Genomic DNA, 12907 nt, shown 5'->3' with positions numbered 1-12907 from the left:
CCGGCGGCGCGCACCCGGTGGCCCGCCGCGTTCGCCCGGACAGGGCGGACTCCGCCCGGGTGGCGCCGGGGAGTGGTGTCGGCGGGTCCGGATCCGGCCCGACCCGGCCGGATCAGGCTGAAGCGGTCGCCGTCGCGGCCGTGCGGCGGACGGTCGAGGCGATCGTCGCCGACCCGACCACCCGGGTGCCGTCGTAGAGCACGATCGCCTGCCCGGGCGCGACCCCGCGCACCGGCTCGGCGAACGCGACCCGCAGCTCCTCGCCCACCGGCTCGGCCGTCACCGCCGTCTCGCCGCCGTGGGCGCGCAGCTGCGCGGTGTACGCGCCGGAGCCCACGGGAGCGGCCCCGCACCAGCGCGGCCTGATCGCGGTCAGCCCGACCACGTCCAGCGCCTCGGCGGGCCCCACGGTGACGGTGTTGTCCACAGGGGAGATGTCGAGGACGTAGCGCGGCTTGCCGTCGGGGGCCGGGTGGCCGATCCGCAGCCCCTTGCGCTGCCCGATGGTGAAGCCGAAGGCCCCTTCGTGGCTGCCGACGCGGGCGCCGGACTCGTCCACGATGTCGCCCTCGGCCCGGCCGAGGCGGGAGGCCAGGAAGCCCTGGGTGTCGCCGTCGGCGATGAAGCAGATGTCGTGGCTGTCGGGCTTCTTCGCGACGGCGAGACCGCGCCGCTCGGCCTCCGCGCGGATCTCGTCCTTGGTGGTCAGGGTGTCCCCGAGCGGGAACAGGGCGTGGGCGAGCTGCCGCTCGTCCAGCACCCCGAGGACGTACGACTGGTCCTTGGCCATGTCGCTGGCGCGGTGCAGCTCACGGCCGCCGTCCGGGCGGGTCACCACGGTCGCGTAGTGGCCGGTGCAGACCGCGTCGAAGCCGAGGGCGAGCGCCTTGTCCAGCAGCGCCGCGAACTTGATCTTCTCGTTGCAGCGCAGGCAGGGGTTGGGGGTCCGGCCCGCCTCGTACTCGGCGATGAAGTCCTCGACCACGTCCTCGCGGAAGCGTTCGGCGAGGTCCCACACGTAGAAGGGGATGCCGATCACATCGGCGGCACGCCGGGCGTCGCGCGAGTCCTCGATGGTGCAGCAGCCGCGCGCGCCCGTGCGGAACGACTGCGGGTTCGCGGAGAGCGCCAGATGCACACCGGTCACATCGTGGCCGGCCTCGGCGGCACGGGCGGCGGCGACGGCGGAGTCCACACCGCCGGACATGGCGGCGAGCACACGGAGGGGGCGCGGGGAAGTCTGAGTCATAGCCCTACCAGAGTACGGGCCCGGGGAACGGTACGGACCCGGGGGAACCATGGGCTCGCACGTCCGCGTTGTAGAGCGCATGGGAAGCGATACGGACCGGGCCGACACCCCCGGCGGCGGGAGCGGGTCCCGGCACGGGCGCCCGGCGGGCCGGCGGGTCAGCCGCCGGGGGCTGCTGATCGGCGGGGCCGCGGCGGTGGCCGGCGGGGGCGCGGCCCTCGCCCACGACGAGCTGCGGCGGCTGTGGTGGCAGGTGCCCGGGGTGTCGAAGCCGCGCAAGGAGGGCGAGCTGGACCACCCGGGCGCCCAGTGGACGGCGGCGTCCCCGGCGAACTGGCGGCTGGCCGACCGCCCCGACGACTACCGCATCGACCGGGTGATCATCCATGTGGTGCAGGGCAGCTTCCCGGTGGCGCTGAAGGTCTTCAGGAACCCGGGGCACGGGGCGGCCACCCACTACGTCGTCCGCAAGGACGGCCATGTCGCCCAGATGATCCGCGAGCTGGACGTCGCGTTCCACGCGGGCAACCGGGGGTTCAACGAGCGCAGCATCGGGATAGAGCACGAGGGGTTCGTGGACCGGCCCCAGGACTTCACGGCCGCGATGTACGCGGGGTCCGCGCGGCTCACGGCCGGCATCTGCGTGCGCTACGGGCTGCCGGTCGACCGCGAGCACATCATCGGGCATGTGGAGGTGCCGGGGACGGACCACACGGATCCCGGCCCGCACTGGGACTGGGACCGCTATCTGAAGCTGGTGCGGGAGGCCCTGCCGGCGGCCCGCCGGGCACACGGCTGACCCGGGCACGGGGCCGGGGCGCAGCCGTGCGGATCAGCTGAGGCCAGCGGCGCGGGCCCGGGCCACGGCCGGGCCGATCGCCCCGGCGACCGCCGCCACGTCCTCCCGGGTGGAGGTGCGCCCCAGGCTGAAGCGGAGGGTGCCGCGCGCCAGCTCCGGATCGGTGCCGGTGGCGAGCAGCACATGGCTCGGCTGGGCGACGCCCGCCGTGCAGGCGGAGCCGGTGGAGCACTCGATGCCCTGGGCGTCGAGGAGGAGCAGCAGCGAGTCGCCCTCGCAGCCGGGGAAGGAGAAGTGGGCGTTGGCGGGGAGCCGGTCCACGGGGTCGCCGCCGAGGACGGCGTCCGGGACCGCCGCGAGGACGGCCCGGACGAGTTCGTCGCGGAGCGCGCCGACCTCGCGGACGTAGGTGTCGCGGCGTTCGGCGGCGAGCCGTGCGGCCACCGCGAAGGCGGCGATCGCGGGGGTGTCGAGGGTGCCGGAGCGGACGTGCCGCTCCTGACCGCCGCCGTGCAGGACGGGTACGGGGGTGTACTCGCGGCCCAGCAGCAGCGCCCCGATGCCGTACGGGCCGCCTATCTTGTGGGCGGAGACGGTCATCGCGGCGAGCCCCGAGCCGGCGAAGGCGACATCGGTCTGGCCGACGGCCTGGACCGCGTCGGAGTGCAGGGGCACCCCGAACTCGGCGGCGACGGCGGCGAGGTCCCGGACCGGCATGACGGTGCCGATCTCGTTGTTGGCCCACATCACGGTGGCGAGGGCGACGTCGTCGGGGTCGCGCTCGATCGCCTCGCGCAGGGCCTCGGGGTGCACCCGGCCGTAGCGGTCCACGGGCAGGTACTCGACGGTCGCGCCCTCGTGCTCGCCGAGCCAGTCGACGGCGTCGAGGACGGCGTGGTGCTCCACGGGGCTGGCGAGGACCCGGGTCCGGGCGGGGTCGGCGGCACGGCGCTGCCAGTAGAGGCCCTTGACGGCGAGGTTGTCGGCCTCGGTGCCGCCGGAGGTGAAGACGACCTCGCTGGGGCGGGCGCCGAGGGCTTCGGCGAGGGTTTCGCGGGCCTCCTCGACGGTCCGGCGGGCCCGGCGTCCCGCTGCGTGCAGTGCCGAGGCGTTGCCGACGGCGGTGAGCTGCGCGGTCATTGCCGCGACGGCCTCCGGCAGCATGGGCGTGGTCGCGGCGTGGTCGAGGTAAGCCATGGTGGCCACGATTCTACGAGGCTCCCTCGGGGCGCGGACGCGGCGCAGGGGGGTACGGGGGTGCGCGCCCCTGCCCGGCCGTCACCGCGCGGGCGCACGGCCGGGCGACGGAGTGGTCCCGGCGGAGGGCGGGGCGGGGAGGCGGGAGCAGGCGGGGCGGCGCGGAAGGCGGCCGCTTCGGCGGCCCGGCGGGCACGGACGCGGCGGGCCGGCGGGCGCGGACGCGGCGGGCCGGCCCGCCGAGTGGGCGGGGCGGAGGGCCGCGCTCACGGGCCGGGCCCACGCCGGGCGGGACGGTTCGATCGCGCTCACGAGCCGGGCCCGGGCCGGACGACACGGAAGGCCGTGCTCACCGGCCGAGCCACGGCCGGGCGGGGCGGTTCGGTCGCGTTCACGAGCTGGAACCACGCCGGACGACGCGGAAGGCCGCGCTCACCAGCCGGGCCCGCGCCGGACGAGGCGATTCGGTCGCTTTCACGAGCTGGACTCACACCGGACGAAGCGATTCGGTCGCCTCCACGAGCCAGGCCCACGCCGAACGGGACGGAAGGCCATGCTCACCAGCCGGGCCCGCGCCGGGCGGGCCCGATCAACGCGCTCCGTCCGCCGTGGTCCGGGCTCAGCGGTCCGGCAGTTCGGCCGCCAGGGCTTCGATCCGGTTCCGCCAGGCGGCCAGGACGTCCGGAGCCGATTCCTCCGGGGCCAGGTCCGCGGTGAGGACCAGCCGGGCGCCGTGGCCCGTGCCCGTTCCGAGCCGCCAGCGGACCGCGCCCGCCGGGGGCCGTTCGTACGCGAGGAGCCGGGGCGGGCGGAGTGCGGTGATCGGGCCCGGCCGTTCCCCGGGGGCGGTGAAGCCCGGCGGCGGGGGCCCGCCGAGGAGTGGCGTCGCGGACCCGGACAGCGCGGCCCAGACCGTCTCGGCGGGCCGGACGAGCTGGCGTTCGTAGCGGATGGACGGGCCGCCGTCGCCGGTCGTGACCGTCCCGCCGTCCAGGCCCAGCAGCCGGACGTACCTCTCGTGCAGTTCCCCCGACGGGTCCATGACGACGCTCTCCCGGCCGGTGAGGAGAGCGTCGAGCGCGGCGAGGCAGCGGTCCCAGCCGGCGGCGAAGCTGGCCGCGCCGTAGTGGTCGCCGAAGGTGTGCGTCAAGGTGAGCAGCGTGTCGTCCCCGGCGGGTGCCGACGCGAAGCGGAGTTCGTCTTCGCCCCAGGTGAAGGCGAGGAGCCGGGGTTCGGCCAGCTCGGTGACGGTCCCGGTGGTGTCGGGTCCTTCCGCTGCGGAGAAGTGGAAGACGAGGGCGGCACCGGGGGTGGGTGCCGGGGTCACCCGGGCGGGGAACCATCCGGCGATCAGCTCCGGCTCGGTGAGGGCCGCCCAGACCCGTACGGGGGGCGCGGCGATCACGCGCTCCATGCGCAGCGCGGTCCGTCCGGCGCCGGCGGGGGTGAGGGCGTCGGGGGGCGGGGCGGGGTGCGCGTCCATGAGGAGTCTCCTCCCTGGGGCCTGACCTGGGCTGGGCCGACCTGGGCCGACCTGGGCTGCCCGGGACCGCCCGGGGCCTGTCTTCCGGATCCCGCCGCTCGCGTGCCGCCCGGCGGCGGCGCTCTCCCCCGGCTTCGCTCCCCGGTCCAGCCTGATCCACCGGAGGGGACTTCGCACCCCGGCCGTGCCCGGTGCGGGGCACGGCCGGGATGCGCGGGGCGAGCCCCCGCGTCGGAGGCGATGTCAGAGGGGCGCCTTCGCGAGCTGCCGGGACTGGGCCACCAGCCGGTCGCGGCTGTCCCAGATCTCCGCGTCCTCCTCCAGGAAGCCGCCGGCGAGATTACGGGTGGTGATCGCGACCCGCAGCGGCCCCGGCGCGGGCCGGCTGCGGACGTGGACGGTGAGTTCCACCGTCGGCGTCCATCCCTTCAGCCCCAGGTCGAAGGAGGTGGGCGGCAGCGCGTCGACGGCGAGCAGCAGGGCGAGGGGATCGGGGTCGCGGCCGTCGGCGAGGCCGAACCAGCCGCGTGTCTCGCCCTTGCCGGAGGGGGCGCCGACCGCCCAGCCGACGGTCGCCGGGTCGAGCCGGACGGCGAGCCGGTCCATGATCGCGGAGCTGCCGCTGAAGGGGGCCGGCGCGGTGTCGGTGCCGAAGCACTGCTCGTACGGGGGGATCCCGGGCGGCCGGGCGGAGGTGCGGACCTCGTCGCTGAGGGCGCCCAGGTCGCCGTAGGTGGCGAGGACCCGGACGCGTTCGGTCTCGGTGCCGTCGTCCTCGTACTGCACCAGGGACGCCTGGCCGGTGGAGAGCGTACGACCGGTCCGGATCGTCTCGGTCCGGATCACCGCGGGGCCGGGCCGGGAGGCGCTGAGGTAGTGGGCCGAGACGGTGAAGGGGTCGGAGTGGGGCAGTGCCTCGCCCAGCGCCCGGCCGAGGAGCGCGAGCAGATAGCCGCCGTTGACGGCGCGGATGATGGTCCAGCCGGCGGAGAGGTCCGCGTCGTAGACGCCCGGCGCGCGGAGGGTGACGGCGGTGTCGCGGTCGAACTCGCTGTCCCCGATGGATGCCTGAACTACCTGTGCCATGGCGGCACCGTACAGCAGTTCCATACTGAGCGGTAGCTTAATCCGCCGGCCCTCCCGACCCGTGGACCCGTCACCCACCTGCGGCTATCGCATGATCACTGTCCGTCGTCGGCGGTCGCCGAGCGGCGGTTCCAGGCGCGGGGCGCCCGCAGATTGAAGCGGAGGGCGAGCAGCCGCAGGGTGAAGGCGGCCAGCGCCGCCAGCGATGCGGTGACCCCGTTCAGGGCGTCGAAGCGGATGCAGAGGGCGACGACGGTGGCGCCGACGATCGCGGGGACGGCGTAGAGGTCGCGGTCCCAGCGGAGCAGCGAGGGCACCTCGTTGGCGAGCACGTCCCGCAGCACACCGCCGCCGACGGCGGTCGCGAGCCCGAGCACGGCGGACATCGTCAGGCCGAGGCCGTACTCGTACGCCTTGACCGTGCCGGTCACACAGAAGAGGCCGAGGCCGGCGGCGTCGAAGACATTGACGCCCACCTGGATCCGCTCCACCTCGGGGTGGAGGAAGAAGACCAGGGCCGTGGCCACCAGGGGCATCAGGAAGTAGCCGAGGTCGGTGAAGGCGGCCGGCGGGACCGCCCCGATGATCAGGTCACGCAGCAGCCCGCCGCCCAGCGCGGTCACCTCGGCGAGTACCGCCATGCCGAAGACGTCGAAGTTCTTGCGGACGGCGAGAAGCGCGCCGGAGATCGCGAAGACGAAGATTCCGGCGAGGTCGAGCGCATGCTGGACGGAGGGCGTGAACAATTCTTGGAGCACCGGACAGTTCTACCCTGTCCCGCGCGGAACTCCGCCCGGTGCTCCTCGTCCGTGTTCCCTGCCGTACTCCCTGTCGTACTCCCCGCCGGATTCCCCGCCGGTATTCCCCGCCGTACTCTCTGCCCGCGGTCAGCTCTTCGGGGACGCCTTCCCGTCGGCGGCCTCCGCGCCCTCCGCAACCTCCGCGCCCTCCGCATCGGGCGCGGCACCCTCGGCACCGGACGGCTCGCGCTCCCCCTGCGCCGGGATCGCCACCGACAGCGGATCGGCGACCTTCTCCGTGACCTCGGCCTCCTTCGCGACGACGGCCGCCGTGGCGACGACCGCCTCGATACCCGTCGACCGCGTCTGCTCGACCGTGCCCGCCTCGATCTCGCGGGCGAAGTGGCAGGCCACCCGGTGTCCGTCCCCGAGGTCGACGAGGGTCGGGCGCTCCGTGCCACAGCGGTCCTGCGCCCACGGGCACCGGGTGTGGAAGCGGCACCCGGCGGGCGGGTTCGCCGGCGACGGCAGGTCCCCGGCGAGCAGGATCCGCTCGCGCCGGTCCTCCACCTCCGGGTCGGGCACCGGCACCGCCGACATGAGCGCCTTGGTGTACGGGTGCTTCGGCGCCGCGTACAGGGCGTCGCTCGGCGCCTCCTCCACCAGGCCGCCCAGGTACATGACCCCGATGACGTCCGAGATGTGCCGGACGACGGCGAGGTCGTGGGCGATGACGAGATAGGTCAGGCCCAGCGACTCCTGGAGTTCCTCCAGCAGATTGATGACCTGTGCCTGCACCGACACGTCCAGCGCGGAGACCGGCTCGTCGCAGATGATCACGTCCGGTTCCAGGACGAGCGCGCGGGCGATGCCGATGCGCTGGCGCTGGCCGCCGGAGAACTCGTGCGGATACCGGGACAGCGCGTTCGCCGGGAGACCGACCTTCGCCAGGATCTCCTTGATCTTCTCGCGGCGTTCGGCCCGGTCCTCGCCGATCTTGTGGGCGGCCATGCCCTCGCTGAGGATCGACTCGATGTTCTGGCGCGGGTTGAGGCTGCCCAGCGGGTCCTGGAAGACCATCTGGAGCCGGCGGCGGAAGGTCCGCATCTCCTCGTCGGGCAGCTTCGCGAGGTCCGTCCCGTCGAAGACGACCTGGCCGCTGGTGATGTCCGTGAGACGCAGGACGGCACGCCCCAGGGTCGTCTTGCCGCAGCCGGACTCGCCCACGAGCCCGTACGTCTGACCGGCCTCGACCTTGAGCGAGACGCCGTCGACGGCGTAGACATGGCCGACCGTACGGTCGAACAGGATGCCCTTCCGGACCGGGAAGTGCACCTTCACGTCGTCGAGTTCGAGCAGGCTCATGCCGAGACCTCCGCCTGGGGCGTGGGAAGGACCGGGTTGACGCAGCGCACCTGGTGGCCCGCGGCGCGTGGTTCGGTCAGTTCGGGCGTGCCCGTCAGGCACTCCATCGTGTAGTGGTCGCAGCGCGGGGCGAAGGCGCAGCCGTCGGCCCAGGCGATGCGGTCGTTGATGGATCCGCGGATCGGGTTCAGCGGCTCGCCGCGGGGGGCGTCGAGCCGCGGGATGGAGCCCAGCAGACCGTGCGCGTACGGGTGGGTCGGGTGCCCGAACAGCTCGCGCCGGCCCGCCGACTCGACCGCCCGGCCCGCGTACAGGACGTTGACCTCGTCGCAGATGCCGGCCACGACACCGAGGTCATGGGTGATCATCAGCAGGGCGGTGCCCTCCTGGTCGACCAGTTCCTTGAGCAGTTCGAGGATCTGGGCCTGGATGGTCACGTCGAGGGCCGTGGTCGGCTCGTCGGCGATGAGCATGCGGGGCGCGCAGGCGACCGCCATGGCGATCAGCGCGCGCTGGCGCATTCCGCCGGAGAGCTGGTGCGGGTACTCCTTCAGACGCCGGTCCGGGTCGGGGATGCCGACCCGGTCCAGGAGCTGGGCGGCCTCCTTGCGGGCCGGCTCCCCCTTCAGACCGCGGTGGCGCTGGAGGATCTCGGTGACCTGGACGCCGATGGGGACGACCGGGTTCAGTGAGGACAGCGGATCCTGGAAGATCATCGCCAGCTGGCTGCCACGCAGGTCGCGCCGCTTGCGGGGGTTCATGGTCAGCAGGTCCTGGCCGTCGAAGAGGGCCCGGCCGCCGACCTTGACGCCCTTGCCGGGCAGCAGGCCCATGAGGGCCAGCGAGGTGACGGACTTGCCGCAGCCCGACTCGCCCACCAGGCCGACGACCTGGCCCTGGTCGACGTCGAAGGAGACGCCGTCCACGGCGGTCGCGTCCTTGCGGCCCTTGGCGGTGAAAGTGACGCTGAGTTCGTCGACAGAGAGCAGTGCCATGGGACTTCAGCCTCGCAGCTTCGGGTCGAGGGCTTCGCGCATGGCCTCGCCGAGCAGGGTGAAGCCAAGGGCGGTGATGATGATTCCGACCGCCGGGTAGACCGCCATCATCGGCTCGTTGTCGAAGAAGCGCTGTGCCTGGGAGAGCATGACGCCCCACTCGGGGATGGCGGGGTCGGGGTTGCCGAGGCCGAGGTAGGACAGGGCCGCGGCCTCGATGATCGCGGTGGCGAGGCTCAGCGTGGCCTGGACGATCACCGGGCTCAGCGAGTTGGGCAGGATCTGGGTGAGGACGATCCGCTTCTTGCGCACCCCGAGCGCCTTCGCGGCGAGTACGTAGTCCGCGCCGCCCTGGGCGAGCATCGAACCGCGCAGCAGCCGTGCGAAGACGGGGATCTGGACGACACCGACGGCGATCATCACGGTGGTCAGGGACTGGCCCATGACCGCCGCGATCGAGACCGCCAGCAGCAGCGACGGCAGCGACAGCATGATGTCGGTGATGCGCATGATGACGGTGTCGAGGCGCTGTCCGGCCTTGCCGCCGAGGGTGGCGGCCGCGCCCGAGACGATGCCCACCAGGGCTCCGGCGATCAGTCCGATGAGCATCGAGACGACGCCGACGAGGAGGGTCTGCCGGGCGCCGACGAGCATCCGGGAGAACATGTCACGGCCGAGGTGGTCGAGACCGAACCAGTTCTCGGCGCGCATGCCGACGAACTTGCCCTGGTTGGCGAAGACCTCGCCGCGCCAGGTCTGCGCGGTGGGGGTGTGCGGGGCGATCCAGGGACCGATGATCGCGAGCACCACGAACACCGCGATGACGGCGGCGCCGATGATCGCCATCTTGCTGCTGCGCAGCCGCCGCGCGGCCTCGCGCCACAGGCTGGCGCCGGTGGTGGCCTCGGAGGACTGCATCAGCTCCGCAAGCCGGTCGACCTTGTCGGCCTTCTTGGTCATGATCGTCACGTCAGTGCACCCGCACTCTCGGGTCGATGAGGCTGTACGCGAGGTCGACCAGGAGGTTGATCACCACGTACACCATCGCGATGAAGAGGATGAAGCCGACGAGCACCGGGTAGTCGCGCGCGTCGATCGAGGTGCGGATGAAGGAGCCGACGCCGCCGAACGAGAACACCGACTCGGTGAGGACCGCGCCGGACAGGAGGCTGCCCGTCAGCAGGCCGACGGCGGTGACGACGGGGAGCATCGCGTTGCGCAGCACATGGCGGCCGCGGACGACGCGCTTCTCCAGGCCCTTGGACTCGGCGGTGCGGACGTAGTCCTCGCCGAGGACTTCGAGGACGCTGGCGCGGGTCATGCGGACGATCACCGCGAGCGGGATCGAGGAGAGCGTGACCGCGGGCAGGATCAGATGCATGATCGCGTCCCAGCTCGCGTCGAGTTCGCCGGTCAGCAGGCCGTCGAGGATCGCGAAGCCGGTGACGTCCGTGGCGTTCAGGCCCGTGGAGAGCCGGCCGTAGCTGGGGAACCAGCCCAGTTCCACGGCGAAGATGCCCTTGAGCAGCAGGGCGAGGAAGAACACCGGGATGCAGATGCCGACGAGCGATCCGGAGACGGCGGCGACATCCAGCCAGCCGCCGCGGCGCTTGGCGGCCAGGTATCCGAGCGGGATGCCGGCCACGACGGCGATCAGGATCGCGGCGACGCCGAGTTCCACGGTCGCCGGGAAGCGCAGGGCGAACTCGTCCCACACCGGCTGTCCGGTCTGGGTGGACGTGCCGAGGTCGAGTTCGAAGATGCGCTTGAGGAAGCGCCAGTACTGGACGTGGATGGGTTCGTCCAGGCCGAGCGCCCGGTTGATCCGTGCCACTTCGGCTTCCGTCGCCCGCTCGCCCAGGATCGCCGACGCGGGTCCGCCGGGCAGTCGGTTCAGCCACAGGAAGAGCAGTACCGACAGGCCGAGCAGGGTGGGAATGAGCTGTAGCAGTCTTCTGACGACGAGTCGCAGCACCCCGCATGCCCCTTTCTCACGTGCGTTGTTGCGGGACCGCCCGGCCACCGAGGAACTGTGGCCGGGCGGGTCCCGCAGGGGTTTCTCGTCTTACTTGAAGGAGACCTCGGCGAAGTTCTCCTGCGTCAGCGGGGAGACCTTCGGCGGGTTGACGTTCTTGCCGAACGCGATGGCCGGCGGGGAGGACGAGACCGGGATGCCCGGGACGTACTCCATGATCGCCTCGTTGGCCTTCTTGTACGCCTCGGTACGGCCGTTCGGGTCGGTGATCTTGGAGGCGGCGTTCACCGCGTCGAAGACCTTGGCGTCCTTGAAGCCCCACTGCTTGTCCGGGCCGGCGAACCAGGTGCCGATGAAGTTGTAGCCGTCGTTGAAGTCACCGGTCCAGCCGAGGAGGTGCAGGGCGCAGGAGCCCGCCTCGGTCGCGTCCAGGTAGTCCGGGGCCCACTTCATGGCCTTCGGGGTGACGGTGATGCCGGCCTTCTCCAGGTCGGCCTTCATCAGCTCGAACATGTCCTGCGGGGCGGGCATGTACGGGCGGGTGACCTCGGTCGGGTAGCAGAAGTCGACCTTGAGCTTGCTCTCGCCGGCCCCCTTGAGGAGGTCCTTCGCCTTGTTCGTGTCAAACGGGTACGTCTTCACCTTGTCGGAGAAGCCGGCCACCGTGTCCGGCATGAACTGGGTCGCCGCCTTGCCGCCCTCGGGCAGCTGGGTCTTGACGAGGTTCTCGCGGTCGATGGCGTGCGAGATCGCCTGGCGGACCTCGCGCTTCTTCAGCGCCGGGTTCGCGCTCTGGCTCATGCCGACGTAGAAGATGTTGAAGACATCACGGGTCGGGACCTGGTAGCCCTCGCCCGACAGGGTCTTCACATCGGCCGGCGCGACGAGGTCGTAGCCGTTGATGTCACCGGCCTGGAGCGCCTGGCGGCGGCCCTCCTCGGTGTCGATCGTGCGGAAGACGAGGTTCTTGACCTTCGCCTTCTCACCCCAGTAGTCGTCGAAGCGCTCCAGGGAGACTTCCTTGTTGCCCTTGTTCCACTTGGTGATCCGGTACGGGCCGGTACCGGCGACCGTGCCGGCCTCCTGGCTGTACTTGGGGTACGTGATCGCGTCGCCCTTGGCGCTCGCGTCCTGCTTCGCGTACTCCTGGAGCGCCTTCGGCGAGTGGATCGCGAGGGCCTGGAGGGAGAAGCCGCCGGGGAGGTTGGCCGAGGGCTCGTTGACCTCGATGACGGCGGTGCTGTCGTCCTGCGCGGTGCAGGACTTGTAGTTCGCCTTGGGCGCCTCGGCGTCCTCGTTCTTCGCGAACCCGCCCATGATGGTCTGCCAGTAGTAGGAGACCGCGCTGGACTGGTACGTGCCCTTCCAGTTGAACCAGTGGTCGTAGTTCGCGCAGACGGCCTTGGCGTTCAGCGCCTCGCCGTCGTGGAACTTGACGTTCTTGCGGAGGTTGAACGTCCACACGGTGCCCGCGGGGTTGCTCGACCACTTCTCGGCGAGGCCGCCGACCAGCTTGCTGCCACCGGGCTCGTGCTCCAGCAGCGCCTCGAATGCCTGACGCGTGACGCGGAACGTCTCACCGTCGCTCGCGAGCGCGGGATCCAGGGAACCGGGGTCACCGGCGCCGGCGAACACGAAGGTGTCCTTCGCGTCCGACGTGCCACCGTCCTTGTCCCGATCACTGGCGCAACCGGTTGCGACCAGCCCGACGACAACCGTCGCCGTGATCGCCCGGATCGCCCCGGACTTGTGTATGCGCATGGGTCCACCCCTGGTTCACCATGTGGAGAGGTCTTGACCGGCCGAACACTACAGACGGAGGCGACCGGGGAGAACAGTCCGGATAGCGGTGATACCCAGTCGAGACCCGGACGGTCAATAAATCGCCCGTATACGGGACATCAAGGATCGACTGGTTAAGAGCCTTGACATACAGCGCAGTTCGGAGATGTCCCTGCGGAACCCCCGTGGTGCGGGCCGGCCGGGCACCCCGTGCCGACGGTCCGGCGATTGCCGAC

The 12907-nt window shown here is 72.0% G+C and carries 11 protein-coding genes; 1 reads left to right on the top strand and 10 read right to left on the bottom strand.

Features of this window, described 5'->3' with window-relative positions; genetic code table 11:
• Nucleotides 1-112 precede the first annotated feature (112 nt).
• Nucleotides 113-1249 carry a tRNA 2-thiouridine(34) synthase MnmA gene (gene mnmA, locus SYYSPA8_RS11005; protein ID WP_323446856.1) on the bottom strand — a complete coding sequence of 379 codons (1137 nt, stop codon included), beginning with the start codon at nucleotides 1247-1249 and terminating at the stop codon, nucleotides 113-115.
• A 79-nt stretch (nucleotides 1250-1328) separates the two neighbouring features.
• On the opposite strand from mnmA, the gene SYYSPA8_RS11000 reads away from it, so the two are divergent.
• Complete coding sequence (locus SYYSPA8_RS11000) at nucleotides 1329-2048, top strand: N-acetylmuramoyl-L-alanine amidase (protein ID WP_323446855.1); 720 nt, start codon at nucleotides 1329-1331, stop codon at nucleotides 2046-2048.
• A 33-nt stretch (nucleotides 2049-2081) separates the two neighbouring features.
• Here SYYSPA8_RS11000 and SYYSPA8_RS10995 read toward each other — a convergent pair whose 3' ends face one another.
• The 9 genes from SYYSPA8_RS10995 to SYYSPA8_RS10955 all read right to left on the bottom strand — a co-directional run bounded on the left by SYYSPA8_RS10995 (nucleotide 2082) and on the right by SYYSPA8_RS10955 (nucleotide 12650).
• Complete coding sequence (locus SYYSPA8_RS10995) at nucleotides 2082-3245, bottom strand: cysteine desulfurase family protein (RefSeq protein WP_323446854.1); 1164 nt, start codon at nucleotides 3243-3245, stop codon at nucleotides 2082-2084.
• Between the two features lie 619 nt (nucleotides 3246-3864).
• Nucleotides 3865-4728, bottom strand: coding sequence for an SRPBCC family protein (locus SYYSPA8_RS10990; RefSeq protein WP_323446853.1), 864 nt, complete (start codon nucleotides 4726-4728; stop codon nucleotides 3865-3867).
• A 243-nt stretch (nucleotides 4729-4971) separates the two neighbouring features.
• Complete coding sequence (locus tag SYYSPA8_RS10985; protein ID WP_407705978.1) at nucleotides 4972-5829, bottom strand: thioesterase family protein; 858 nt, start codon at nucleotides 5827-5829, stop codon at nucleotides 4972-4974.
• 80 nt (nucleotides 5830-5909) lie between these two features.
• Nucleotides 5910-6572, bottom strand: coding sequence for a trimeric intracellular cation channel family protein (locus SYYSPA8_RS10980; protein ID WP_323446851.1), 663 nt, complete (start codon nucleotides 6570-6572; stop codon nucleotides 5910-5912).
• A 129-nt stretch (nucleotides 6573-6701) separates the two neighbouring features.
• Entirely contained in the window at nucleotides 6702-7919 is a 1218-nt protein-coding gene (locus tag SYYSPA8_RS10975; RefSeq protein ID WP_323446850.1) for an ABC transporter ATP-binding protein, read from the bottom strand.
• Nucleotides 7916-8914: an ABC transporter ATP-binding protein gene (locus SYYSPA8_RS10970; RefSeq protein ID WP_323446849.1), complete on the bottom strand. Its 999-nt coding sequence runs from the start codon at nucleotides 8912-8914 to the stop codon at nucleotides 7916-7918. The genes SYYSPA8_RS10975 and SYYSPA8_RS10970 overlap by 4 nt, the downstream gene beginning before the upstream one ends.
• Before the next feature lie 6 nt (nucleotides 8915-8920).
• Entirely contained in the window at nucleotides 8921-9874 is a 954-nt protein-coding gene (locus tag SYYSPA8_RS10965; protein ID WP_407705977.1) for an ABC transporter permease, read from the bottom strand.
• Between the two features lie 10 nt (nucleotides 9875-9884).
• On the bottom strand, nucleotides 9885-10889 hold the full coding sequence (locus SYYSPA8_RS10960) for an ABC transporter permease (RefSeq protein WP_323446847.1): 1005 nt from the start codon (nucleotides 10887-10889) through the stop codon (nucleotides 9885-9887).
• Between the two features lie 90 nt (nucleotides 10890-10979).
• Entirely contained in the window at nucleotides 10980-12650 is a 1671-nt protein-coding gene (locus SYYSPA8_RS10955; protein WP_323446846.1) for an ABC transporter substrate-binding protein, read from the bottom strand.
• Between the last annotated feature and the right edge of the window lie 257 nt (nucleotides 12651-12907).

The organism is Streptomyces yaizuensis, assembly GCF_034961445.1.
In the GTDB taxonomy this organism is placed as follows: Bacteria; Actinomycetota; Actinomycetes; order Streptomycetales; family Streptomycetaceae; genus Streptomyces; species Streptomyces yaizuensis.
The sequence above is the reverse complement of the archived record's forward strand: the minus strand, read 5'-3'. Positions and strand labels throughout refer to the sequence as shown.